The sequence below is a fragment of the Crossiella cryophila genome (assembly GCF_014204915.1).
Taxonomy (GTDB): Bacteria; Actinomycetota; Actinomycetes; order Mycobacteriales; family Pseudonocardiaceae; genus Crossiella; species Crossiella cryophila.
In genome coordinates this window covers 1,570,062-1,595,138 of sequence record NZ_JACHMH010000001.1, presented here as the reverse complement: position 1 = coordinate 1,595,138, position 25,077 = coordinate 1,570,062, and the positions used below count along the sequence as shown (strand labels likewise).

Below are 25,077 nucleotides of genomic sequence, written 5' to 3'. Positions count from 1 at the left end.
CTCGGGAAAAAGTTGCCTCGGAAATCTGATCGTTATAGATCGAGAATGTCGTTGCCCAGTTCGGTGTAACCCCAAGGCCCCTGACCGGGTGACCCCTGCCAGCCGTGCCGGATGCGCCCGTTGTCGGCCCGCACGAAGAACACCGACCGGCCGACGTGGTCCAGGTGCACGCCCGGATCGCCGGTGAGGTCCCCGCTCAGCTCGGCCTGGTCCCACGGGCCGAGGCCGGGCCGGGTCTGCCAGCCGTGCAGCAGCCTGCCGTTGTCCCGGCGCACGAAGTAGGTGAGCCGCCCGGCCACGTCCAGCAGCACCGCCGGATCACCGGCGACCGCCGAGCCGAGCTGGGTGAACTCCCACGGTCCGTTGCCGGGGGTGCGCTGCCAGCCGTGCAGCAGCTGACCGTCGGCACGACGGGCCAGGAAGCAGAGTTTTCCGCTGGTGTCCAAGGCGATGCCGGGATCGCCCGCCACGTCGGTGCCCATCTCGGCGAAGTCCCATGACCCGCCGACCAGGGCCGCGGTCCGCCAGCCGTGCAGCAGTTTCCCGTTGCTGCGCCTGGCGAAGAAGACCAGCCGTCCCTGCACGTCCAGTGCGAGCGCGGCATCCCCGGCCGCCGAGGCGTTGCCCACCTCGGTCAGCTCGAACGGCCCGCCGGAACCGGCCACCCGTTCCCGGCCGAAGAGCAGGCCGCCGTTGCTGCGCCTGGCCAGGAAGCAGAGCCGCCCGGCCGCGTCCAGCACCATGCCGGGCGAGCCGGTGAGCCCGCTGCCGAGTTCGTCGTACTCCCACGGTCCGGTGCCGGGGCTGTACTGGCAGCCGTGTTCCAGGGTGCCGTTGCGGGTGCGGGCCAGGTAGCGCAGCCGCCCGTTGATGTCCCGGACGGTGACCGGGTTGCCGACCACGCCGCCGCCCTTGACCCCGCCGACGGTGTCCCGCCGCCACGGCCCGTTGCCGGGGGTGTACTGCCAGCCGTGCTCGATCTTCCCGTCCACCCTGGTGGCGAAGAAGGTCATCTTCTCGTAGCCGTCCCTGGCCACGCCCGGTCCCGGCCCGGTGGGCAGGGTGGGCACGTGCCGGTAGCCGGGCGCGCGGCCCAGGCCGTAGACGGCGCCGCGCAGGTCGGTCCAGCGCGCCTGCGGCCGCGGCGAGCCCCAGGCGAGCTGGCCAACCGCACGGTAGGTCTCGAACAACCCGGCCGCGGTGGCCTCGTTGCTCTCGTGCAGCTCGATGGGCGGGTCGTTGAACTGGGAGAGCCGGATGCCGAGCAGCTTGGGGTGGTCGTCCGGCAGGTCCTCGGCGCCCTGGAAATCGCCGACCCGCAGGGTTTCGTAGATCCGCCTGGCATCGGACTTGGGCCGTTGCGTGCCATCGGGATTGCGGCCGCCGACGTGGTAGAGGAAGTCGTCGTGGCAGTTGACCAGGCCGTGCCCTCGGGCGACGAACTGGCTGACCGTGACCGAGCCGCCGTGGGTGGAGTTCCAGTGCTCCACCACGATCTCCGGGTCCAGCTTGACCACCTTGGGGAAGGTGCGCTGCATGTCGTTCCAGACCCGCATCTTCTTGCCGTGCCGGCGAATCACCTCATGGGCGTCCATGATGAACCCGGTGAAGGTGTCCCAGCCGTTGGCCTGCGGGCCGTGCCTGCGGCGGCCGTACTCGGCCAGCTGCGGGTAGTCGTCGATCGGGCCCCAGTGCGGGTACTCGTCCGCGCCCAGGTGCCACCAGGGACCGTCGAAGAGTCCGATGTGGTCCTCGATCAGCCCGAGCGCCCAGGCACGGGCCGCGTCGTTGCTGAGGTCCAGTGCGTTGGGCCGCCGGTTGCCGTTCTGCTCGCGCAGCTGGAACTCCGGGCGGGCGGGCAGCACCTGGTCCATGTGCCCCGGCATGTTGAGCTGCGGCACGATCGTGACGTGGTACCGCTGGCCCAGCTCATTGATCTTGATCAGCTCGTCGCGGGTGCTGCCGACCCCGTCGACGTAGATCAGCAGCTCGTTGAACTTCTGGTAGGACAGATCGCGGATCTGGTTCTCCCACCAGGACAACCCGAAATGCTTGGTGGCGTTGTTGATCAGCATCGCGCGCATCGGGTAGCGCGGCCAGTCCCGCACCCGCCCACCGGGCAGGTTGGTGGAGCCGCGTAAGAGCTGCACGGCGGTGCGCCCGCCCCAGTACACCCCGGCCGGTTGCGGCGCGCTGATCCGCAGCACCGCGCCGACGGCGAGTTCGTAGCCCTCCGCGCCGAGCCGGGGATCGTTGCCGCCCAGGGTGAGCAGCAGATCGCCGGGCACCGCGTTCTGCGGCGGCCCCTGGTGCACGCCGATCTCGGGCACCAGCAGCGCCGCGGTCAGATCGGCGGCGAGCGTGCGCGCGTCGGCCAGCAGCCGATCGGCGTGCGCCGCGTCCACCACGATCCGGCTGCCGGGCCGGAAGGTGAAGGCGTCGCCACCCGCCGACCATTCCTGTACTCCGGGAAGCGTGACCACCATGTCGTTTTCCCCCCGACCCCAGATCGGCTTTTGGCCGAACCTAGTGGGCCGGGCGGCCGGGAGAATCCGCCGTCAGAGCGAGATCACGCCGGAGAATGACCGCCGAAGGTCGGCGATCATGTCCCCGGCGTGCTCAATGCTCAGCTGTCCGAGGACCCGGCCCACAGGTTGATCCCGGAGTCCACCGCGTACTTGTCGATCTCCACCAGCTCGTCCGCGCTGAAGTCCAGGTGCCCGGTGGCGGCCAGGTTCGCCTCCAGCTGGGCGACCGAACTGGCCCCGATCAGCGCCGAGGTGACCCGGCTGTCCCGCAACGTCCAGGAGATCGCCAGCTGGGCCAGCGACTGCCCGCGCCGCTGCGCGATCTCGTTGAGCGCGCGCACCCGCCCGAGGTTCTCCTCGGTGAGCAGATCGGTGGACAGCGACCCGGCCCGGCTGGCCCGGGACCCCTCGGGCACGCCGCCGAGGTAGCGGTCGGTCAGCAGGCCCTGCCCCAGCGGCGAGAACGCGATGCAGCCCGCGCCGACCTCTTCCAGCACGTCGAGCAGTTCCGGCTCGATCCACCGGTTGAGCATCGAGTAGGAGGGCTGGTGGATCAGCAACGGCACCCCCATCTCGCGCAGCAGCGCGGCGGCGGCGCGGGTGCGCTCGGCGGAGTAGGAGGAGATGCCCGCGTAGAGCGCCCGCCCGCTGTTCACCGCGGCCGCCAGCGCGCCCATGGTCTCTTCCAGCGGGGTCTCCGGGTCGACCCGGTGGGAGTAGAAGATGTCGACGTAGTCCAGGCCCATCCGCTCCAGCGACTGGTCCAGCGAGGCGAGCAGGTACTTGCGGGAGCCCCAGTTGCCGTAGGGCCCCGGCCACATGTCGTACCCGGCCTTGGTGGAGATGACCAGCTCGTCCCGGTAGGGGTGCAGGTCGTCGGCGAGCATCCGCCCGAAGTTCTCCTCGGCCGCGCCGTAGGGCGGGCCGTAGTTGTTGGCCAGGTCGAAGTGGGTCACCCCGAGGTCGAAGGCCCGGCGCACGATGGCCCGCCCGGTCTCGTACGGGCGGTCACCGCCGAAGTTCTGCCACAGTCCCAGCGAGACCGCGGGCAGCTGGAGCCCACTGCGCCCGGAGCGCCGGTAGCTGATCTGGTCATAACGCGCGGAGTCGGCCAGGTAGGACACGCTGCTCCCAGTGGTGTGCGTCGCGGTCACGCGGTCGACGGCCCGCGCTAGATAGGTTGGACGCCCAACTAAACCATGCTGAGCCATCCGGAGCAGCCCCCCGAGCGCGGACGAGCGCGGACCCCCTGCCCGTCTGGGCGCTCTTTAGTGGCCAGTCTTCGATATTTTTCATAACGACCTGGCACCCTGCCATTGACTTACCGGAAAATTACCAAGGGTCAACGCATACCAATCCGCAGGTGGACTGGAGACGCACCACAGGTGCACCCGACGGAGAGGCACGCCACACCACAGGATTACCGGCCGCATGCTCACAGTGGGTAACCTAAGCTGGCCGCAAGGTCGCATTTGAGACACAGATGGAGCACAAGCCACCGCCGGGTCGGCACCGTCAGTGCAGCTCAGCAACCGTCAATCAGGTGGCCGCTCCCGGCCATCCAGGGCCGCCTATCTCAATAAGACCTTAAAACTTCAGGCGTCCAACCGCTTACAGTGAATGCCCCACGCCAGTCTTCCGAGGTAAACGGGCGGCACTCGGACACAAACAGTGACCACACAGTCCGAAGCCCTCGCCCGTCAGGTTGACTACATCGCGGAAAATCAGAGACACTGGTGCCACCTACAACTGGGGTGTTGCAGGTCACAAACGGTGACGGTAATTGTTCCGGTCACAAAGGTGTGCGGAGCCGACCGGTGGTGCAACACCGGCCGACTCCGCACGGGAATGGATCAGTGACTGTGGTCCGCTTGCAGAGCGACCAGCCACAGCCCGATCCGGAGCACGGTGAGAAGCGTCTGGATCGCCAACCAGCGGCTCAGGCGCTTCTCGCATGCTCGGCACCCGAGGTCGCCGCTGATCGCCGATCGACCCTCGCCGAACAGGTGGACCCGAATGCGGTCCCCGAGTTCGGCAAGGAAGCTGCCGAGACGACGCCAGGCTCCTCGTTTGAAGTTGTCCATCGGGCGGTTTCTCCTGATGGTCGTGGCCCGGTCGGATCCGGACTCCCGAATTAGGGGAACCCTGGAGTCTCGGAACGCCTGCCCACCGGCTCATCCAGATAGTCCCCCATCTCTGGATCGATCACCAAACCGCCACGAGGCAACCAGGGCCGATTTAGCTCACACTCCGAACCGGAACTTTCACCGAACGAAGTTCCAGCAGCTCAGAACCTCCATTGGTCGACTACCAGACCAATGAGGACGCGGGTCGAAACAGGTCAGCCTAACCTGACCTATTGCCGCCGAAGCGATATTTGCGAGCAGCACTGCCGGGAATGTTGTTCAGCGCAAAACAATTCCGCGACCGCCATTGGTCTGGACAATCGGCGCACCAGCCGCGGCCCGAGTCGTCCCCTTTGGGCAGTCGGCGCACCTGGATGGCGGTATCACCTGGTCAGCCGGATCCGGACCCTGTGTGCACCTCTTGTTCGGGGGAGGACACATGGTCGATCCAGCCGCCCACGAACCCCGGTTCACCGTGGTCTCCCGGGGCACCATGCACCGGTTCGTCTTCGTGGTGCCGCCAGGGCGGTCCGCGGTGGGCCGGACCGGGGACATCGCGCTGCCCAGTGACGCGGTCAGCCGCAGGCACGCCACCCTGGACCGGGCAGGGGACGAGGTCTACGTCAGCGATCTCGGGTCCACCAACGGGACCTGGCTCAACGGGCAGCGGCTGCACGGGCCGCGCCCGTTGCGCGACGGCGACCTGCTCCGGCTGGGTGGGCTGGAGCTGCGGTACTCCGCGCCCAGCGGGCCCAGTCAGTACTACCCGAGGGACAGCTACCGGGTGCAGGACGTGCACGGCGGGGCGATCAACATCGGGCCCGGCGAGCAGCACGTGGCCGGGCGGGACCAGTACGACAACCGCTCGTACAACCGCTCCTACGACCAGCGGCGCTACGACCAGCGCCGGTACGAGGAAGCGCACATCAACATCGACACCGACCCGATGACCGCGCTCACCGAGGGCGCTGGGGTTGGCCGGCTGATCATGGCGCTGGGACTGGTGATCGCGCTGGCCGGGTTCGCGCTGTTCGCCTGGACGATCTTCTCCGGCATGTCCGGGATCTCCGGTGGCAGGCCGATCGACCCGTTCGGCATGAAGTTCTACGGCCTGCCCGCGGTGCCGCTGGGCTTCGGCGCCTTCGCCGCGGGCGGCATCATCGCCTCCATCGGCGGCGCGATGGCCAAGTCCGCCCGCCGCCGCCGGGATCGCGCCGAGCGCCGGCGCAACCGCTACTGATCCGGAGGGACCATGCGCGACAGTTACGACATCAGGGGTGTGCACGGCACCAACGTCAACATCGGCCCCGGCCAGCAGTACGTGGCAGGCCGCGACCAGCACATCGGCTCCAGCCACGAATTGCTCACCGAGATCCAGTCCCTGCGCCGGGCCCTGGACGACCTCCGGCTGACCGGCGCCGAACGCCGCGAGGCCGACCGCGCGCTGGACGAGGTGGCCCAGGAACTCCAGTCCCCGCAACCGGATCGCAGCCGCATCGCCACCCAGACCAACCGGCTGACCACACTGCTGCAGCGCGCTGGCGCCCTGGCCACCGCGGGCGCGGCCCTGCTCACGCCATTGGGGGCGCTGACGGCCTGGCTGGGGTTCTGAGAAGTACGGGGAGCCGGTGACGGGACTTGAACCCGTAACCTTCCGCTTACAAGGCGGGTGCTCTGCCAATTGAGCTACACCGGCACGGCACTCCGGCGAGTGCCGGGAACATCGTATGCGGCGATGCTCGAACCGCATAACAACCGCCCGATTGCGCACTGTGACAGCCGTTACGCCAACAGGTAGCTCTCGGAGGTTGTGGATAACCTCGGGTCACGGATCCCTGTCGACTTGAGGAGGCGGACCCGGTGGGTACCACGATGGACTCGACGGCTGACTTCATCGTGATCGCAAACCGCCTACCCGTCGACCTGGAGCGGCTGGACGACGGCACCGAGCGGTGGAAGCGCAGTCCCGGTGGCCTGGTGTCCTCGCTCGAACCCTTCCTGCGCTCGCGCAGCGGCGCCTGGGTCGGCTGGCCAGGCGTGGCCGACGCCCAGGTCGAGCCGTTCGAGGAGACCGGGGTGCAACTGCACCCGGTGCAGTTGAGCGCGCAGGAGGTGCGCGACTACTACGAGGGCTTCTCCAACGGCACGTTGTGGCCGCTCTACCACGACGTGGTGGCCCCGCCGGCCTACCACCGCAAGTGGTGGGACGCCTACGTCAAGGTCAACCAGCGCTTCGCCGACGCCACCGCGAAGATCGCCGCCGAGGGCGCGACCGTGTGGGTGCAGGACTACCAGCTGCAGCTGGTGCCGGCGATGCTGCGAGAGCAGCGGCCCGACCTCCGGATCGGGTTCTTCCTGCACATCCCGTTCCCGCCGGTGGAGCTGTTCATGCAGCTGCCCTGGCGCGGGGAGATCATCCGCGGGCTGCTCGGCGCGGATCTGGTCGGATTCCACCGACCGGGTGGCGCGCAGAACTTCCTCTGGCTGGCCCGCAGGCTGCTCGGCCTGGAGCCGACCAGGGGCGCGGTGGGTGTGCGCACCCGGCCCGGCCTGGTGCCGGTGGGTGACCGGCTGGTGCGGGTGGGCGCGTTCCCGATCTCCATCGACTCCGCAGGGCTGGACACCCTGGCCCGTACCCGCGAGGTGCAGGCGCGGGCCGCGGAGATCCGCCGTGAGCTGGGCAATCCGCAGAAGATCCTGCTCGGCGTTGACCGGCTGGACTACACCAAGGGCATCGACGTCCGGCTGCGCGCGCTGCACGAGCTGCTCGCCGAGGAGCGGATCAACTCACAGGACGTGACCATGATCCAGCTCGCCACCCCCAGCCGGGAGCGGGTCGAGCACTACCAGCAGATGCGCGAGGACATCGAACGCGGCGTCGGGCGGATCAACGGCGAGTTCGCCAGGGTGGGTCACCCGGCCGTGCACTATTTGCACCAGTCGGTGGACCGCAAGGAGCTGGCCGCCTTCTTCTGTGCCGCTGATGTGATGGTGGTGACACCGGTTCGAGATGGTATGAACCTCGTCTGCAAGGAGTATGTGGCCTGCCGACACGACCTCGGTGGAACACTTGTCCTGAGTGAGTTCGCCGGAGCCGCCGCCGAACTCACGAGCGCTTTTCTCGTCAATCCGCATGATCTGGACGGCGTGAAGAACGCTTTGCAGGCTGCCCTCACCGTTGATCCGGCCGAGGGCCGCCGTAGGATGCGCGCGCTGCGCCGCCAGGTCCTCACCCACGACGTCGACCGCTGGGCTCGATCGTTCCTGGAAGCCCTGGGCACGCAGAGCAACGCAACATAGGTGGCGCCCATCCCCCGGGGCGCGCCCACATAGTTCTCAACCGCCCCGAACGCCACGTAGGAGGAAGGCGTTGACCGCCGAGACCCTCCCCATCGAGTTGCGGCGCGCGATCATTCAGCTGGCTCGTACTCCGAGGCTGCTGGTCGCCTGCGACTACGACGGGACCCTGGCCCCGATCGTCGCCGATCCCGAACGTGCCCGGCCGCTGCCGGAATCGGTGAACGCGCTGCGATCGCTGGCCGCCCTGCCCGCCACCACGATCGCGGTCATCTCCGGACGCGCGCTGCGCGACCTTGCCACCCTGTCCAGACTGCCTGCCGAGGTCCACCTGGTGGGCTCGCACGGCTCCGAGTTCGACGTCGGCTTCGTGCACGAACTCGACGCCGCCGCCAAGGACCGGCTCACCAGGGTCCGCCGGGCCATCGAGGAGATCGTCACCGACGCTCCCGGCGTGCACCTGGAGTTCAAGCCCGCCTCGGTGGCGGTGCACTCCCGGCGTGCCGAGCCCGAGATCGGCGAGCGCGTCTTCGAGGCCGTCCGCCAGGGCCCGTGCACCTGGCCGGACATCCAGGTCACCGAGGGCAAGGCGGTGATCGAGCTGGCGGTGATCCAGACCGACAAGGGCCACGCCCTGGACGTGCTGCGGCACCAGGTCGCCGCCTCGGCCGCGTTCTTCATCGGCGACGACGTCACCGACGAGAAGGCCTTCGTCCGGCTCACCGGCCCCGACCTCGGCATCAAGGTGGGCGAGGGGGAGACCGCCGCGGAGTACCGGATCCCGGACACCGCCGAGGTCGCCCTGGTGCTGGCCTTCCTGCTGGAGGAGCGCCGCCACTGGCTCTACGGCGAGCAGGCGGTGCCGATCGAGCGGCTGACCATGCTGGCCAACGAACGCTCGGTCGCCCTGGTCACCCCGGACGCCCGGCTGACCTGGCTGTGCCACCCCGAGCCGGACTCGGCCGCGATCTTCGCCGACCTGCTCGGCGGCCCGTCCGCCGGTCACTTCTCGATCAAGCCCGAGCGCAACGGCCTGCCACTGGGCCAGCGCTACGTGCCGGGCACGATGACCGTGGAAACCCGCTGGTCGAAGCTGCTGGTCACCGACTACCTGGACCACTACGCGCCCGCTCAGCGCACCGACCTGGTGCGGGTGATCTCCGGCAACACCACCGCGCTGGTCACCTTCGCGCCGCGGCCGGAGTTCGGCCAGGTCCCGGTGTCGCTGGTGGCCGAGGACGACGGGCTGCGGGTGCTGGGCACCTCCGACCCGATCGTGCTGCGCTCCCCCGGCGTGCACTGGCAGATCACCAGCGACGGCCAGCACGACACCGCGCAGGCCATCGTCGCGGTGCACCCCGGCTCGCCGGTGGTGCTCGAACTCCGCTGCGGCACCGACGACCTCGCGGCCGCGGCGACCCCGGAGGCCGAGCGGCGCGGCCGCGCGGACTCCTACTGGACCGAGTGGCTGGCCGGACTGGACCTGCCCGGCACCCAGCGCGACCTGGTCGCCCGCTCCGCCCTGACGCTGCGCGGTCTGCAGCACGGCGAGACCGGCGCGTTCCTGGCCGCGGCCACCTCCTCACTGCCGGAGGAGATCGGCGGCGTCCGCAACTGGGACTACCGCTACTGCTGGGTGCGGGACGCTGCGCTGTCCGCGCAGGCACTGGTGTCGGTGGGCTCGCTGGCCGAGGCCGAGGCGTACCTGGGCTGGCTGCACACCGTGCTGGGCACGCTGGCCAGCCCGGAGCGGCTGCACCCGCTCTACACCCTGCACGGCACCACGCTGGGCCCGGAGGCCGTGCTGGACACCCTGCCCGGCTACGCGGGCTCCCGCCCGGTGCGGGTGGGCAACCTGGCCAACCAGCAGGTCCAGCTCGACGTGTTCGGCCCGGTGGTCGACCTGGTCAAGAAGCTGACCGAAGCCAGGGGCAAGCTCACCGACGAGGACTGGCGCATGGTGCAGGCGATGGCCGAGGCGGTCACCCGCCGCTGGCACGAGCCCGACCACGGCATCTGGGAGGAGCGGGCCGCACCCCGGCACCGCGTGTACTCCAAGGTCATGTGCTGGGTCACCCTGGACCGGGCGCTCGCCCTCGGCGAGAGCTTCGGCCGCGAGGTCGACCCGGAATTGGCCACCCTGCGCGAGACCATCGCCGCTGACGTGCTGGAGCACGGCTGGAACGACGAGGTCCAGTCCTTCACCACGGCCTACGACGGCACCGACCTGGACGCGGCCACCCTGCACATCGGGTTGTCCGGCCTGATCGACCCGGCGGATGAGCGCTTCCAGGCCACGGTCACCGCGACCGAGGCCGAACTGCGCTCCGGCGTCACCGTCTACCGCTACCACCGCGACGACGGCCTGCCCGGCACCGAGGGCGGCTGGCACCTGTGTGCGGCCTGGATGATCGAGGCGTACCTGCTCACCGGCCGCCGCACCGAGGCCGAGGAGCTGTTCCAGCAGATGGTGGACTGCGCCGGGCCGACCGGCCTGCTGCCGGAGGAGTACGACCCGGTGGCCGAGCGCTCGCTGGGCAACCACCCGCAGGCGTACTCGCACCTGGGCCTGATCCGCTGCGCCCAGTTGCTCGACGCCTGAGTAGGCAGTGGCGTTCCCGCAGGTCCTGCGGGAACGCCACGCTCGGCTGTCGGGATCCGCGACTACAATCCGCACATGTCAGTGCAGGTTCGGGCGCCCCGGCTCGAAGCACTCATCGCCCAGGTCACGGCACTCGACGAACTCGCGCAGCGAGTACAGGTCGACGACTTCGCCGCCGGTAGATCGGCGGCTGCGGAACTATCCGCCGCCTACGACATCTGGTTCACCGATTGCCTGCCGCTGCTTCCCAGCGACCTGTGCAAGAAGTTCCGCTTCGAGTACGAGGGAAACGTGGCCGCGCTGCGGTACCGGATCAGACACTTCCTACATGAGCCGGTTCGTCCTCGCCCGAAGCTCTTCGGTGGCGGCAACGGAAAACCGAGTGAATTCACCGGGATTCTGGGCTATTGGCAGCACCCATACAACGATCGCTTCAAAGGGCCGATCGGCACCCAGCGCAAGCTGCTGATGGAGGCGCTCTCCCGCCTCAACTCCGCAGCGGTGACACCGGCACCTACGCCGACCCGGGTAGACACGTTCGACCTGCTGGAACGGCTCACGCGCCGCATGCCGGAGATGTACGCGGTGCTGGCGAACTGCGGCCACGGGCAGACCGCGGTCAGGATCCAGAACGAATACGACGTGCAGCGAGTCCTGCACGCGGTCGCGATGCTGCACTTTGACGATGTCCGGGTGGAGGAACCCACACCTTCTGTCGCCAGCGGCTCGTCCCGGCTCGACTTCCTGCTGAAAGACGAGCGGGTGGCGGTCGAGACCAAGTACATGCGACCGGACCTCACCACGAAGAGAGTCCGGGAACAGCTGGCAAACGACATCCTGTACTTTCGCGCACATCCGGACGTGGACGCGCTTTTCATCTACATCTACGACCCGAAACGCCGGATCACCAACCCCCGCGGGTTCGAACGCGACCTCGCCGAACTCAGCGAGTCGCTGCGGATCCGGGTCGTGGTCGCCACCTGAAACCCTTCTTACGGCCGACGGCAAAAACTAGGCCGTCCCGTAATTTCGGAAGCATGCGTACCAGCCGTGCCGCGTTCGTGGCATCCCTGACGGCGCTCCTGGCGCTTTCCCTGTCCCCGCCGCTGACCGCGGCGCCGCAGAGTCCACAGTGGACGGACTGCGACGGGAACCCGGCCACCCCACTGGACTGCGCCACCCTGCGTGCCCCGCTGGACTACCGGTCTCCGGGCGGCAAGACCGTGGACCTGGCGATCTCCCGGATCAAGGCCGCCGATCCGGCCAAGCGGCGCGGGGTGTTGCTGGTCAACCCGGGTGGGCCTGGTGGCAGTGGACTGGACATGCCGTTGGGGGTGGCGCAGACCTTCCCCAAGGACGTGCTCGACCGGTACGACCTGATCGGGTTCGACCCCCGGTTCGTCGGCAGGAGCAGTCCGCTCTCCTGCGGGTTCACCGGGACCGTGTTCGACGCGTTGTGGCCGCGGTTGCCTGGGCCCGGCGGGTTCGCGGCCGAGGCGCGGGAGGCCAGGAAGGTCGCCGAGCAGTGCCAGCGGGCGGCCGGGGACCTGTTGCCCTTCGCCTCCACCCGCAATGCCGCACGGGATCTGGACGTCATCCGGGCCGGGCTCGGCGAGGCGCGGATCAGCTTCTACGGCGGGTCCTACGGCACCTACCTGGGCGCGGTCTACGGCCAGCTCTTCCCGGACCGGGTGGACCGGATGGTGCTGGACGGGGCGATCGACCCGGCCAAGGTCTGGCACGGGATGAACCGGGGCTGGGGTCCGGCCGCGGAGACCGCGTTCGCGGACTGGGTGGACTGGGCCGCCGGCCAGGACGCCACCTATCACTTCGGCGCGACCGTGGCGGCGGTGCGCGCGCACTACGCGAAGCTGGAGCGGGCGCTGGACGAGCGGCCGGTGCGGTACGGGCAGCTCCAGCTGGACGGCAACACCCTGCGCGAGGTCAGCAGGCTGGTGCTGTACAACGACCACAGCGATCCGGTGCTCGCCGGACTGGTCGCCGATCTGGCCGACGGGCAGCTGAGTGACCCTGCGGTGCGTGGCTTCCTGGACGCGGTGCTGGCCACCTTCCCCGCGGACAACTTCGTCTCGGTCTTCCTCGCCGTGCAGTGCACCGACGCGGACTGGGACCGGAACCCGGCCAGGTACGCGGTGGAATCGGCGGTGGACGCCAAGCGGTACCCGTTCTTCGGCGCGGCCGCGGCCGGGATCGGGCCGTGCGCGTACTGGCCGCACCGGCCGCTGGAGCCGACCACCCGGATCAGGGCGGCCAGGCACAGCTCGCTGGTGGTCGGGGCCACCGGGGACTCGGCCACCCCGTACTCCGGGGCGGTCAGCATGCGCCGGATGCTCGGTGAGCAGGCCCGGCTGGTGACCCTGACCGATGCCCGCATGCACGGCCTCTACGCCCGCTACGGCAACGCCTGCGTGGACGGCGAGGTGACCCGCTACCTGCTCGGCGGCGCACTGCCCGCCAAGGACGTCACCTGTCGGAAGTAGGGCCGAGCACCAGGTCCAGCCCGGCCTCGAACAGCTCCGCGTCGTCGAGGCCGGGCAGCACCGACAGCACCGCGTGCAGGGCCGGGTGCGTTTCCGGCGGGAAGTCCGCCGCGGTCGGCAGCACAACGGGGTTGGTGGCCAGCCGGGAGGTGCTGTTGGTGGCGCTGCCCAGGGCCAGCCAGCTCGCCGCCATGGCCCGCAGCAGCGCCTCCCTCGGGGCCAGCCCGAGGTGCAGCAGCACGCCGAAGGCGGCCTCGTTCAGCCGCAGGTTGTACTCGGTCGGCCTGCCCAGCCGCAGCACCAGCTGCAGTACGCAGGGATGGGCCAGCATGACCGCCCGGTGCGCCCGCAGGTTCTGCTTCAGCCCGGCGATCCCGTCCTCGATCCCGGGCAGCGGGATGCCCGCGACCAGCTCCGCGTAGGCCGCGGTGAACAGCTCGTCCTTGCCGGCGAAGTAGGTGTAGATCGCCATCGGCTTGGCGCCCAGCGCGGTGGCCAGGGCGCGGATGGTGAGGCCGTCCACACCCTCGGCGTCCATCAGCTCGATGGCCTTGGTCAGCACCAGCGACCGGTTCAGCCTGCCCCGTGTGCGCGGCGCCTGAGTCATAGCGGCAAGGATAACCGGCTGGATTTACGAAGGCGCACGTTGACAATTCGACAGCATCGGCCGAATTGTGAGTTCATTCTCTCGGCCGTCCGGGTGGAAAAACATCCTTCACCAGGAGGAACGGCAGATCGGGAGAGACAATCTGGACATGGAGCCCTGGCTGTGGATCGGCGGTGGCGCGGCGGGTCTGGTGACCGCGACCGTGCTGCTGATCGTGCGCGCCCGGCGGGCGGACAAGGACAAGCAGAGCGTCATGCTCGGCGCCACCATCGCCGGTGCGATCGGCGTGCTCGGGCTGGCCGTCGGCTGGCTGCTCAGCTCCGATCCGGGGGCAGGGCGGGCCGAGGCGCTCAAGACCGGCGGGGTGGCCTCCGGCGCGCTGATCGCGCTGTACGCGTTGTGGCTCAACGACCGGCGGCGGCGGACCGAGGAGGACCGGCGGGAGATCGAGCGGGACCGGCAGACCGTGGAGGTCGCCCGCCAGGAACTGGAACGCGTGCGGGCCGTGCACGACCGGGAGCGGGTGGCCGACGAGCGCTTCGCCCGCTCGGTGGAGCTGCTCGGGCACGAGGCCGACCAGGTTCGGGTGGGCGCGCTGCACGCGCTGGTCGGCCTGGCCCGTGCGCATCCCGGCCGCACCCAGACCGTGGTGGACGTGCTCTGCTCCTACCTGCGCCGTCCGTTCCAGCACAAGCGGTACGGGGCCCTGCGGGACCAGCTCGCCGGCGATGACATCCAGCCGATCAAGGAGCCCAAGAAACTGCCGGGGGTCGAGGACGACCAGACCAGGGCGGATGACCGGGAGCGCCAGGTCAGGCTGGCCGCGCAACGGCTGATCGCGGAGATCCTGCGCAACGCCCCGGAAGAGGTGGTGTGCAGCCTGGACCTCACCGGTGCGGTGCTGGAGAACTTCGCGCTGACCAAATGCCGGGTGGAGACCTTCAGCGCCACCGACGCGGAGATGTACGCCGGATTCACCCTGGACGCGGTCACCTTCATCGGCACCGTCGAGCTGACCGGCAGTCACTTCTACGGAAAGGCGAGTTTCAGCACCTCGGAGTTCCACGGCGAGGTGCAGGCCGCCGAAACGCAATTCCACGATGACGCGATCTTCAGCTTCATCAAGGCGTTCAAATACGTCAACCTGGAAAGCGCGGTGTTCAAACGCGCCGCACTGTTCGACGAATCGACCATCGAGACGCTGAACCTGGACCTGGCCGACATCGGCGAGGTGCTTGGCATGCAGAACGTCGAGCTGACCAACCCCGAGGACCGGCTTCGGCTGCCCCGGGGCTGGCGCGCGGTGCTGGACCGCAAGGGCAAGGTGCTCGAGGTCAGGGGCCGTACCACTGCTGAGCGGCTGGCTTAGGCGCGCCCGAGCTGGTGCCCACGATCAGTTCGGTGTCCAGGGTGACCGTGCGCGGCCTGCCGGGGTCCACCGTGTCCAGCAGCAACCGGCCCGCGGCCCTGCCCTTCTCCAGCACCGGCTGGCGGACCGTGGTCAGTCCGAGGCGCTCGGCCTCCGGGATGCCGTCGAAACCGGTCACGGTCAGGTCCTGCGGCACCCGCAGCCCACGCCGCTGCGCCTCGGCCAGCGCACCCAGTCCGAGGATGTCGGAGGTGCAGATGATCGCGGTGATCTCCGGATCGCGGTCGAGCAGCTGGGCGGCCGCGGTGGAGCCGGAGGCGATGGTGTGGTCGAAGCGCTCCACCACCGGCACGCCGGTCCAGTCCACGCCTGCCGAGGTGAACTCGGTGGCCAGCGCCTCCAGCCGGGCGCGCTGCACGTGGAAGTGCGCCTCGTGCTGGCGGTGCACCGGGACGAAGCTGTCGTTGCGATCGCGGGCCAGCCGCATGCAGATCACGCCGATCCGGCGGTGGCCCAGTTCGATCAGGTGCCTGGCCATCCGGCCCATCGCGCCGCGGTCGTCGATGCCGACCCGGTCCACGGTGCCGATCTCGGGCTGGTCGCAGACCACGGTGGGCACCGGGCGCTCCAGCACCGCGGCCAGGTGCGGGTCGTCATCGGGCACCGAGTAGACGACGAAGCCGTCCACCCCGGCCCGGTGCACCGCGGCCACGTCCTCGCGCTCGGGGCTCGCGGGCACCAGCATCAGCCCGGTGCCGGCGTCCTCGCAGGCCAGCGCCAGTCCTTCGAGGAAGGCGATGGCCGCTGGGTCGCGGAAGGCGTAGGAGAGGTTCTCGGTGAGCAGCAGCCCGACCGCGCCCGCCTTGCGGGTGCGCAGTGAGCGCGCCACCGGGTCCGGCCCCGGATAGCCCAGCCTGCGGGCTGTTTCCAGCACCCTGCGCCGCAGTTCCGGCGAGAGCTGGTCCGGCCGGTTGTAGGCGTTGGAGACCGTTGTGCGGGAGACCCCGAGTTCTGCTGCCAGCGACGCCAGTGTCGCGGGGCGCCGCGCGTTCAAAGACCGCGCCATGAAGTGACCGTAACGGTTCAGAACCACCTAGTGAAGCCTGGGTGACCAAGCTGTGTTCAGAGCCAGGAAAGACCAGCTCATTCGAGTGACCCCTGATCAGATTGGTTTAGACCATCTCAGAGGTCAGGACGGCGGCGCGGTCGACTCCCTGACCACCAGCTTCGGCCGGAACACCCGGCTGTAACTGCCGCCGCCACGCCGGATCGCCGGGTTGAGCCGCTGGACCAATTCGTCCACCGCGGCCCTGGCCATCTCCTCGATCGGCTGCGCGAGGGTGGTCAGCGCGGGCGAGCAGTAGGCGGCCAGGGGGATGTCGTCGAAGCCGACGATGGACAACTCGGCGGGCACGCTGAGTCCGCGCCGGTGCGCCTCGCGCATGGCGCCGAGGGCCATGTGGTCGGAGGAGCAGATCACCGCGCTGGGGCGCGGGCCGTCGAGCAGCGCGCTCATCGCGGTGGCGCCGCCGGCCGCGCCGTAGGGGGCGTGCGCGATCAGTCCGGGGTCGGCGGGCAGTCCGGCCTCCTCCAGGGCCGCGGACCAGCCCGCGCGCTTGAGCCGGGAGGGCAGTGAGCGGGCCGGGCCGCAGACGAAGCCGATCCGCCGGTGTCCGAGTTCGACCAGGTGCCGGGTGGCCAGGTAGCCGGCGACCTGTTCGTCCACGGTCACATCCGGCACGTCCAGCGCGGGCGCGCCGCCGTTGACGAAGACCATCTGCACGCCGTCGGCCAGCAGTTTCCCGTAGTAGCCCGCGCCGCCGTCCTCGGCGTTGGTGATCTCCGGGGAGACGAAGACCATGCCCTCGACGCCGCGGGCGAGCAGCATCCGGACATATTCCTCCTCGACCAGCTCCCGGCTCTCGCCGTTGTGGTCGGCGCCGTCGGCGCGCAGGCTGGCCGAGCGGGTGTTGCACAGCAGTGAGCCGTACCCGGCGCGCGCCGCCCTGGTCTCCAGCGCCTCGGCGAAGGCGGGGAAGACCGGGTTGGACAGCTCGGGCACGAGCAGGCCGATCACGCCGGTGCGTTGCAGCGCGCCCAGGCCGCGCGGGGTGTAGGGCAGGTCCGCGAGCACCCCGAGCACCCGTTGCCGGGTGGCCTCGTTGACCCCGGCCCGCCGGTTCAGCACCCGGCTGACCGTGGAGATGCTGACCCCGGCCGCACGCGCGATATCGGCAAGTCCCGTCACGAGCCGACAGCCTGCACGCCACAGCAAGTTTTTGCAATCACTGGTCCAAGTGGAGCTGTCAGCTACCCCCGTTACGGCTTGGTTACGCGTCAGACCTTGACCAAACCAGGGCATTGGGTATGAAATCCGCGTCAGCCTCAACGCAAAAGCTTGCAAAGATGCAGCGGGTACCGGAGGGAACGACAGCAACGATGCGACGCACTTCCCGAGGACAGGTTTCGAAGCTCGTCCAGGTCGCCACCCTTGGCCTGGCCGGCGCGCTGACCCTCACCGCCTGCGGTGGCGGCGGCGCGGCAGGCGACCCCAACAAGGTCGTCTACTGGGACACCAGCGGTCCCAACGAGTCCCCCGTGTTCAAGAAGATCGCGGAGGGCTGCGCCAGCAAGGACGGCTACCAGGTCTCGGTGGAGACGGTGGCCTTCGACCAGGCCCGCAGCAACTTCAAGACCAGCGCGCAGGGCGGCCAGGGCGCGGACGTGTTCCGGGCCGAGGTGGCCTGGGTGCCGGAGCTGGCCAACAACGGCCTGGTGGTCGACCTGACCGACACCGCGCTCGGCAAGGACACCGCGGACTTCCTCGAGGTGCCGCTGGGCTCGACCAAGTTCAACGGCAAGACCTACGGCGTCCCGCAGGTCACCGACGCGCTGGCGCTCTACTACAACAAGAAGGCGCTGGCCGAGGCCGGTGTCGCGGTGCCGACCACCTGGGACGAGGTCAAGGCCGCCGGCGCCAAGCTCGGCGAGAAGACGCTGTTCATCAACAACGACGGCTACTACGCGCTGCCGTTCATCTACAGCCAGGGCGGTGACCTGGTGGACACCGCGAACAAGAAGATCCTGGTCAACTCGCCGGAGTCGGTGAAGGGCCTGGAGACGGCCAAGGGCCTGCTCGACGCCAAGGCCGCGCAGACCGCGCAGGACCCGACCAACTCCAACACCAACATGAAGGCCGCCTTCTCCACCGGCGCGGTCGCCATGGTCATCGACGGCCCGTGGGCCGCGGTGGACCTGCTCAAGGGCGACGCGTTCAAGGATGCGGCCAACCTGGGCATCGCGCCGGTCCCCGGTGGTCCGGCCGGCAGCAGCTCCCCGGTCGGCGGGCACGACTACGTGGTTCGCCAGGGCAGCAAGGCCAAGGACAACGCGATCAAGCTGGTGCAGTGCATGTCCAGCACCGCCTCCCAGGTGAGCATCGCCAAGGAGCTGGGCCTGCTGCCCACCCGCAAGTCGGCGTACGAGTCCGCCGAGGTCAAGGCGCAGCCGGTGGTCGCGGGGTTCACCCCGGTGGTGCAGAAGGCGCACCCGCGCCCGTGGATCCCGCAGGGCGGCGAGCTGTTCGACCCGCTCAAGATCGCCTACGCGGACGTGCTCTCCGGCAAGAAGACGGCCAAGGCCGCCCTGGACGAGGTCGCCAAGACCTACAAGGACCAGGTCGTCAAGGACTACTCCTGAGCTGAGGGTCCTCGGGGAGAGATGAGTTAGTCGTGCGGAACTTCTTCGCCAGGCACTGGTACGCCTACGCGATGGTGCTGCCGGTCGTGGTGGTGATCGGGGTGCTCGTCCTGCTGCCACTGGCACAGGGCGTCTACTACAGCTTCACCAACATCAACGAAGCCACGATCGCCAACCCGATCCTGGACCGGCCCGCCACCTACGAGTGGGTCGGCCTGACCAACTACCTCAACGTGCTCTCCGGGGACCCCTCCTACGGGGACTTCTGGGCCGTGCTGGTGCGCACGCTGATCTGGACCTTCGCCAGCGTGTTCTGCCACTACGCGATCGGCCTCGGCCTGGCGGTGCTGCTCAACCGGCGCATCGCCGGGCGCGGGCTGTACCGGGTGCTGCTGATCCTGCCCTGGGCGGTGCCCGCCTTCATCAGCGCGTTCGCCTGGAAGTACATGTTCAACGCGCAGTACGGGATCATCAACCAGCTGCTCGGCGCGGTCGGGCTGCCGCAGCCGGTGTGGCTGGGCCAGTCCGATCTGGCCCTGGTCGCGGTGATCATCGTGAACGTCTGGCTGGGCGTGCCGTTCATGATGGTGGCCCTGCTCGGCGGGCTGCAGTCCATCCCAGGCGAGCTGTACGAGGCCGCCGAGATCGACGGCGCCTCCGCCTGGCAGCGCTTCCGCAACATCACGCTGCCCGGTCTGCGCTCGGTGTCCAGCACGGTGGTGCTGCTGGGCACGATCTGGACCTTCAACATGTTCGCGGTGATCTACCTGGTCACCGGCGGGATCAACCCGAACACCCGCATCCTGGTCATCTACGCCTTCGAGCGGTTCTTCTCCGGCGCCTCCAGGGACTACGCGATCGCCTCCACCTACGGCGTGCTGATCCTGTCGCTGCTGCTGGTGTTCGCCTCGGCGTACCGCAGGGCACTGCGCAAGCAAGGCGAGGTCTGGTGATGTCGACACAGCGCAAGCGCGGAGCGCGCTCCCCCCTGGCCAGTTTCGGACTGCACGCCACCCTGGTGCTCGCCTCGGCGATCGCGGTGTTCCCGGTGTTCTGGGTGCTGGTCACCTCGTTCAAACCGGACTCGCGCGCGGTGGAGCCCACTCCGAAGCTGATCAACGAGTTCACCACCGGCAACTACACCGACGTGCTCACCGGGGCCAAGGGCGACTTCCTGTCCTGGTTCGGCAACTCGGTGCTGATCGCCGCGCTGACCACGGTGATCGCGGTGTTCCTGTCCGCGACCACCGGGTACGCGGTCAGCCGGTTCCGCTTCCCCGGCTACCGGGCCACCATGCTGAGCTTCCTGCTCATCCAGATGTTCCCGTTCGCGGTGCTGATCGTGCCGCTCTACAACATCATGCTCAGCCTCGGCCTGCAGGGCAGCAGCCTCGGCCTGGTGCTGATCTACTGCACCACCGCGATCCCGTTCTGCGCCTACATGCTCAAGAGCTACTTCGACACCATCCCGGCCGATATCGACGAGGCCGGGCGAATCGACGGACTTTCGCACTTCGGCGTGTTCTGGCGACTGGTCATGCCGCTGGCCCGGCCGGGCCTGGCGGTGACCGCCTTCTACGCCTTCCTGACCGCCTGGGGCGAGGTCGCCTTCGCCTCGGCGTTCCTGTCCGCGGCCGATCAGAGCAAGACGCTGGCGGTCGGCCTGCAGGTGTTCGTGCAGCAGAACCGCACCGAGTGGGGCCATCTGGCCGCTGCATCGATCCTGGTCGCGATCCCCGCGGTGATCGTGTTCTACCTCGTCCAGCGATTCCTGGTAACCGGGCTCTCCGCGGGCGCGGTGAAGGGGTGAAACGGGCAGCGCATCCTGCAACTGTCTGTGGTCTTTACCAATTAGTGTCGCCCAGGGGGCTGACGTGAGACCGCTCACCAGCTAGTTTGGCGTCACCTGCATCACATCGAAAGGGACCACACATGGCCGAGGTCGCCTACGTCAACGCCTCGCGGGTCTACGCGGGCACTCCCCCGGTGCGAGCTGTGGACCAGCTCCAGCTGGACATTGCCGATGGCGAGTTCCTCGTGCTCGTGGGCCCCTCCGGCTCCGGCAAGTCCACCGCGCTGCGCATGCTCGCCGGACTGGAGGACGTCGACGAGGGCGCGATCCAGATCGGCGGCAAGGACGTCACCAACGTGCCGCCGAAGGGCCGCGACATCGCCATGGTGTTCCAGTCCTACGCGCTCTACCCGCACATGACCGTCGGGGAGAACATGGGCTTCGCGCTCAAGCTCCGCGGCGTGCCGAAGCCGCAGATCAAGGAGAAGGTCCTCGAGGCGGCCAAGATGCTCGACCTCGAGAAGTACCTCGAGCGTAAGCCGAAAGCGCTTTCCGGTGGTCAGCGCCAGCGGGTCGCGATGGGCCGGGCGATCGTGCGCGAGCCCAGCGTCTTCCTGATGGACGAGCCGCTGTCCAACCTGGACGCCAAGCTGCGGGTGGAGACCAGGGCGAACATCGCCACCCTCCAGCAGCGGCTCGGCACCACCACCATCTACGTGACCCACGACCAGGTCGAGGCGATGACCATGGGTCACCGGGTCGCGGTGCTCAAGGACGGTCTGCTGCAGCAGTGCGACACCCCGCGCGCGCTGTATGAGACCCCCGCCAACGCCTTCGTCGCCGGCTTCATCGGCTCGCCCGCGATGAACCTCAAGACGGTGCCGCTGACCAGCGGCGGAGCCCAGATCGACGGCTTCGAGGTGCCGCTGCCGCGGACCGTGCTGGACAAGGTCGGCTCGGCAGGCCTGACCGAGGTCACCTTCGGTGTCCGGCCGGAGTCGCTCAAGCTGGTCCCGTCCGAGGACGAGGGCATGAGCATGGTGGTCGAGCTGGTCGAGGAGCTGGGCGCGGACGCGATCCTCTACGGCAGCGTGCGCATCGGCGACCGCCCGGAGCGGTTCACCGTGCGTGTCGACGGCCGTACTCCCCCGGCGCTTGGCCAGACCGTGAAGGTCGGCCTGCGCGACCAGGGCGAGATCCACCTGTTCCACCCGGAGAGCGGCGACCGCCTCACGGCGACCACCGTCTGATCTGGTCTTACTCGCCGAACGGCGTGGTCGCGATGCATTCGTGACCACGCCGTTCCGCATATGAGGCACGCCTCGTTACCGGCACTCGCTCCGGCGGGTTAGGCTGAACTCGACAACGGTTTCCATTCTTATGAGTGCAGCCACCCCGTTCGGAGGAGGATCCGATGACCCCGCGTAACACCCGGCGGACGGGTGCGGTCGCCGCCCTCGCCGCGGCCGCGCTCACCCTGACCGCCTGCGGCGGCACCCCGGCCGCGAACAGCGGCAACCCGGCCCCGGCCGCGGACGGCAGGTTATCCGTGGTGGCCTCCACCAACGTCTGGGCCGATGTGGCCCGCGCGGTCGGCGGGGACGCGGTCTCGGTCAAGGCCGTGGTTGGCGCGACCGGCGACCCGCACTCCTACGAGTCCACCGCGGCCGACGCGGCCACCGTGCGCGGCGCCGCGCTGGTGGTGTTCAACGGCGGCCACTACGACGACTTCGTGCCGCAGATCATCAAGAACGAGACCGGCAAGCCCGTGGTCGAGGCGATGAAGGTCGCCGGCCAGGACGAGCACGCCAAGCCGGAGACCGCCGAGGCCGGGCACGAGCACGCCAACGAGCACCTCTGGTACGACCTGGACGTGGTCGAGGACGTGGCCAAGGCCATCGCCGCCAAGCTCGGCGAACTGAAGGCCGACGCCAAGGACAAGTTCACCGCCAACGCGCAGGCGTTCACCGCCAGGATCGACGCGCTGGAGCAGAAGGTGGACGCGATCAAGGCCGCGCACACCGGCGTGAAGGTCACCGCCACCGAGCCGATCGCGCACTACCTGCTGGATGAGGCCGGACTCGCCGATGTCACCCCGGCCCAGTTCAGCAAGGCGGTCGAGGAGGAGAATGACCCGCCTGCGGCCGCCATCGCGGAGATCCAGAAGCTGGTGACCGAGCGGACGGCCAGGGTGCTGGTGTACAACCCGCAGACCGAGTCACCGGTCACCAAGCAGGTCAAGGAGAACGCGGTCAAGGCGAACGTCGCGGTGGTCGAACTCACCGAGACGCTCCCGGAGGGCAAGGACTACACCCAGTGGATGGGCGAGCAGATCGACAAGTTGGCCGCGGCGCTGAAGCAGTGACCGCCGCGGTCCGCCTCCGGCAGGCCCGGCTCGCCTACGGCGACCGGGTGCTGTGGGACGGGCTGGACCTGGATGTGGCGCCGGGTGAGTTCCTGGCCGTGCTCGGCCCGAACGGCTCCGGCAAGACCAGCCTGCTGCGGGTGCTGCTGGGCATGCACCCGCTCTCCGGCGGCACCGCCGAGGTCGGCGGCGAGCCGGTCCGCCGGGGCAGCACCAAGATCGGCTACATCCCGCAGCAGCGCGCGGTGGACACCTCGCTCACCCTGCGCGGCCGGGACCTGGTCGGACTCGGCCTGGACGGCCACCGCTGGGGCCCGTTCGCGCTGCGTGCGCGGGCTGCCCGCCGGGACCGGATCGACGCCGCGCTGACCTCGGTGGGCGCGGCCGGATACGCCAAAGCCCCGGTCGGGCTGCTCTCCGGTGGCGAGCAGCAGCGGTTGCGGGTGGCCCAGGCCCTGGTCGGCGAGCCCGCGGTGCTGCTCTGCGACGAGCCGCTGCTCTCCCTGGACCTGGCGCACCAGCGGGTGGTCAGCGCGCTGATCGGCGAGCGGGCCCGGCAGAGCGGCGCGGCGGTGCTGTTCGTGACGCACGAGATCAACCCGGTGCTGGACCAGGTCGACCGGGTGTTGTACCTGGTGGACGGCCGGTTCCGGATCGGCCCGCCGGCCGAGGTGATGACCACCGAGACACTCAGCGAGCTGTACCGGACCCGGGTCGAGGTGCTCCGGCTGCGGGACCGGATCGTGGTGGTCGGCGCGGAGGCCGAGACCACCGCCGAGGACTGCAGGCACGTGCGCGAGCCCGCGGAGGAACTGCGATGAGCCTGGAGACCTTCTTCGCCAAGCTGTTCGACCTCCAGCTCACGCTGACCCTGCTCAACGAGGACTTCGTACAGAACGCGCTGCTCACCGGGCTGGTGCTGGGCCTGGTGTCCGGGGTGCTGGCGCCGATGGTGGTGGCCAGGAAGATGTCCTTCGCCGTGCACGGCACCGCCGAGCTGGCCTTCACCGGCGCGGCCGCGGCGCTGCTGCTGGGCCTGAGCGTGGGCACCGGGGCGCTGCTCGGTTCGGTGGTGGCCGCGCTGATGCTGGGCCTGCTCGGGCAGAAGGACACCGAGCGGGATTCGGTGATCGGCGCGGTGCTGTCCTTCGGACTGGGCCTCGGCGTGCTGTTGCTGGCGGTGAATCCGACCCGGACGAACAATAAATTCAGCCTGCTGATCGGGCAGATCGTGACCGTGGACTCGGGCGAACTCGCCCTGTTCGCGATCACCGCCGCGGTGGTGCTGCTGGTCTTCGCGCTGATCTACCGGCCGCTGCTGTTCGCCAGCGCCGACGAGCAGGTCGCGGCCGCCAGGGGTGTCCCGGTGCGGCTGCTGACCCCGCTGTTCGCGGTGCTCGTCGGCGTGGCGACCGCGCTGGGCGTGCAGACCGTCGGCGCGTTGCTGGTGCTGGCCCTGATGGTCACCCCCGGCGCGGCCGCCGCCCGGATCACCGCCCGGCCCGGCCTGGCGATCCTGCTCTCGGTGCTCTTCGCCGAGGTGGCGGCCATCGGCGGCATCCTGTTGTCACTGGCCCCAGGCGTCCCGGTCAGCGCGTTCATCACCGCGCTGAGCTTCCTGATCTACCTGATCTGCCGGGGGGTCGGCGGTTACCGGCTGAACCGGGCGAAGTCCGCCACGGTCTGAACCGCGGCCAGCCGCGCCGAGCTGTTGTGCGACACGCCGCCGAGGTTGACCACCGGCGCCCCGCTCTGCCGCGAACAGGTCTCGCTGTGCCGGAAGGCCACGTCCTGGTCGCCGGTGGCCGCGAACAGGGTCACCGGCACCCTGGGCCGCCACTGGCAGCTGGTGCCCTCCCTGGCCAGGATCGCCCGCAGTGCCGGTTCCGGGTTGCGCAGCCGGTCCAGGAACTCCGGCGTGAAGAACTCATCCAGCCTGCCCGGCAGCTTCGGGAACATCTCCTGGGGCGGGGTGTGCCCGTCGAACAACGCGGCCAGCTCCGGCTTCTGGAAGACCTTCGCCGGGTCGTCGTAGAGGTGGTGCAGCCGCTGCCAGGAGGTCACCGCGTACCCGAGGTAGGCCACTGAGTTCTTGACGTTGCCCGCCAGCGCGTCGGTCACCGCGGCCGGGAAGTCGTACGGCCCGCTGACCGCCGCGATCGCCCGCACCCCCAGCCCCGGCACCCGCCCC

General features: G+C 69.3%; 21 protein-coding genes and 1 tRNA gene. 14 read left to right on the top strand and 8 right to left on the bottom strand.

Features of this window, described 5'->3' with window-relative positions:
* Positions 1–32 precede the first annotated feature (32 nt).
* The 3 genes from HNR67_RS07575 to HNR67_RS07565 form a co-directional block, all read right to left on the bottom strand.
* Positions 33–2,486 carry a family 20 glycosylhydrolase gene (locus HNR67_RS07575; protein WP_185001361.1) on the bottom strand — a complete coding sequence of 818 codons (2,454 nt, stop codon included), beginning with the start codon at positions 2,484–2,486 and terminating at the stop codon, positions 33–35.
* Positions 2,487–2,626: 140 nt separating this feature from the next.
* Positions 2,627–3,652: an L-glyceraldehyde 3-phosphate reductase gene (gene mgrA / locus HNR67_RS07570; RefSeq protein WP_185010307.1), complete on the bottom strand. Its 1,026-nt coding sequence runs from the start codon at positions 3,650–3,652 to the stop codon at positions 2,627–2,629.
* 729 nt (positions 3,653–4,381) lie between these two features.
* A complete protein-coding gene (locus HNR67_RS07565) occupies positions 4,382–4,612 on the bottom strand; it encodes a hypothetical protein (RefSeq protein ID WP_185001360.1) in 231 nt (76 codons plus the stop codon).
* 481 nt (positions 4,613–5,093) lie between these two features.
* On the opposite strand from HNR67_RS07565, the gene HNR67_RS07560 reads away from it, so the two are divergent.
* Both HNR67_RS07560 and HNR67_RS07555 read left to right on the top strand, forming a co-directional pair.
* Entirely contained in the window at positions 5,094–5,894 is an 801-nt protein-coding gene (locus tag HNR67_RS07560; RefSeq protein WP_185001359.1) for an FHA domain-containing protein, read from the top strand.
* A 12-nt stretch (positions 5,895–5,906) separates the two neighbouring features.
* A complete protein-coding gene (locus HNR67_RS07555) occupies positions 5,907–6,266 on the top strand; it encodes a hypothetical protein (protein ID WP_185001358.1) in 360 nt (119 codons plus the stop codon).
* 11 nt (positions 6,267–6,277) lie between these two features.
* On the opposite strand, the gene HNR67_RS07550 is transcribed toward HNR67_RS07555, so the two are convergent.
* Positions 6,278–6,350, bottom strand: a tRNA-Thr gene (locus HNR67_RS07550).
* 176 nt (positions 6,351–6,526) lie between these two features.
* On the opposite strand from HNR67_RS07550, the gene HNR67_RS07545 reads away from it, so the two are divergent.
* The 4 genes from HNR67_RS07545 (at position 6,527) to HNR67_RS07530 (ending at position 13,054) form a co-directional block, all read left to right on the top strand.
* Positions 6,527–7,954: an alpha,alpha-trehalose-phosphate synthase (UDP-forming) gene (locus tag HNR67_RS07545; protein ID WP_185010305.1), complete on the top strand. Its 1,428-nt coding sequence runs from the start codon at positions 6,527–6,529 to the stop codon at positions 7,952–7,954.
* A 70-nt stretch (positions 7,955–8,024) separates the two neighbouring features.
* The gene (gene otsB, locus HNR67_RS07540) at positions 8,025–10,553 is read left to right on the top strand and encodes a trehalose-phosphatase (protein WP_185001357.1); all 2,529 of its coding nucleotides are present in this window, start codon (positions 8,025–8,027) and stop codon (positions 10,551–10,553) included.
* 75 nt (positions 10,554–10,628) lie between these two features.
* The gene (locus HNR67_RS07535) at positions 10,629–11,537 is read left to right on the top strand and encodes a PD-(D/E)XK nuclease domain-containing protein (RefSeq protein ID WP_185001356.1); all 909 of its coding nucleotides are present in this window, start codon (positions 10,629–10,631) and stop codon (positions 11,535–11,537) included.
* Positions 11,538–11,590: 53 nt separating this feature from the next.
* Positions 11,591–13,054 (top strand): alpha/beta hydrolase, encoded by a 1,464-nt coding sequence (locus HNR67_RS07530; protein WP_185001355.1) that lies wholly within the window; start codon positions 11,591–11,593, stop codon positions 13,052–13,054.
* On the opposite strand, the gene HNR67_RS07525 is transcribed toward HNR67_RS07530, so the two are convergent.
* Positions 13,038–13,661 carry a TetR/AcrR family transcriptional regulator gene (locus HNR67_RS07525; protein WP_185001354.1) on the bottom strand — a complete coding sequence of 208 codons (624 nt, stop codon included), beginning with the start codon at positions 13,659–13,661 and terminating at the stop codon, positions 13,038–13,040. The genes HNR67_RS07530 and HNR67_RS07525 overlap by 17 nt on opposite strands.
* Positions 13,662–13,809: 148 nt before the next feature.
* Here HNR67_RS07525 and HNR67_RS07520 point away from each other — a divergent pair, with 148 nt between their 5' ends.
* The gene (locus tag HNR67_RS07520; RefSeq protein ID WP_185001353.1) at positions 13,810–15,030 is read left to right on the top strand and encodes a pentapeptide repeat-containing protein; all 1,221 of its coding nucleotides are present in this window, start codon (positions 13,810–13,812) and stop codon (positions 15,028–15,030) included.
* Here the strand turns inward: HNR67_RS07520 and HNR67_RS07515 are convergent.
* Positions 14,996–16,096, bottom strand: a complete 1,101-nt coding sequence (locus HNR67_RS07515; protein WP_185001352.1) for a LacI family DNA-binding transcriptional regulator — start codon at positions 16,094–16,096, stop codon at positions 14,996–14,998. The genes HNR67_RS07520 and HNR67_RS07515 overlap by 35 nt on opposite strands.
* Before the next feature lie 123 nt (positions 16,097–16,219).
* Complete coding sequence (locus tag HNR67_RS07510) at positions 16,220–17,278, bottom strand: LacI family DNA-binding transcriptional regulator (RefSeq protein WP_185001351.1); 1,059 nt, start codon at positions 17,276–17,278, stop codon at positions 16,220–16,222.
* 191 nt (positions 17,279–17,469) lie between these two features.
* On the opposite strand from HNR67_RS07510, the gene HNR67_RS07505 reads away from it, so the two are divergent.
* From HNR67_RS07505 to HNR67_RS07475, 7 genes are all read left to right on the top strand, one after another.
* A complete protein-coding gene (locus tag HNR67_RS07505) occupies positions 17,470–18,729 on the top strand; it encodes an extracellular solute-binding protein (RefSeq protein WP_185001350.1) in 1,260 nt (419 codons plus the stop codon).
* Between the two features lie 71 nt (positions 18,730–18,800).
* Entirely contained in the window at positions 18,801–19,682 is an 882-nt protein-coding gene (locus HNR67_RS07500) for a carbohydrate ABC transporter permease (RefSeq protein WP_185010303.1), read from the top strand.
* A complete protein-coding gene (locus HNR67_RS07495; protein WP_185001349.1) occupies positions 19,682–20,539 on the top strand; it encodes a sugar ABC transporter permease in 858 nt (285 codons plus the stop codon). The genes HNR67_RS07500 and HNR67_RS07495 overlap by 1 nt, the downstream gene beginning before the upstream one ends.
* Positions 20,540–20,661: 122 nt before the next feature.
* Positions 20,662–21,771, top strand: coding sequence for an ABC transporter ATP-binding protein (locus HNR67_RS07490; protein ID WP_185001348.1), 1,110 nt, complete (start codon positions 20,662–20,664; stop codon positions 21,769–21,771).
* A 164-nt stretch (positions 21,772–21,935) separates the two neighbouring features.
* The gene (locus HNR67_RS07485) at positions 21,936–22,886 is read left to right on the top strand and encodes a metal ABC transporter solute-binding protein, Zn/Mn family (protein ID WP_185001347.1); all 951 of its coding nucleotides are present in this window, start codon (positions 21,936–21,938) and stop codon (positions 22,884–22,886) included.
* Positions 22,883–23,707, top strand: coding sequence for a metal ABC transporter ATP-binding protein (locus HNR67_RS07480; protein WP_312986695.1), 825 nt, complete (start codon positions 22,883–22,885; stop codon positions 23,705–23,707). Before HNR67_RS07485 ends, HNR67_RS07480 begins: the two co-directional genes overlap by 4 nt.
* Positions 23,704–24,573 carry a metal ABC transporter permease gene (locus tag HNR67_RS07475; RefSeq protein WP_185001345.1) on the top strand — a complete coding sequence of 290 codons (870 nt, stop codon included), beginning with the start codon at positions 23,704–23,706 and terminating at the stop codon, positions 24,571–24,573. The genes HNR67_RS07480 and HNR67_RS07475 overlap by 4 nt, the downstream gene beginning before the upstream one ends.
* On the opposite strand, the gene HNR67_RS07470 is transcribed toward HNR67_RS07475, so the two are convergent.
* Positions 24,537–25,070, bottom strand: coding sequence for a hypothetical protein (locus HNR67_RS07470; protein WP_185001344.1), 534 nt, complete (start codon positions 25,068–25,070; stop codon positions 24,537–24,539). The two genes, HNR67_RS07475 and HNR67_RS07470, sit on opposite strands and share 37 nt — an antisense overlap.
* Between the last annotated feature and the right edge of the window lie 7 nt (positions 25,071–25,077).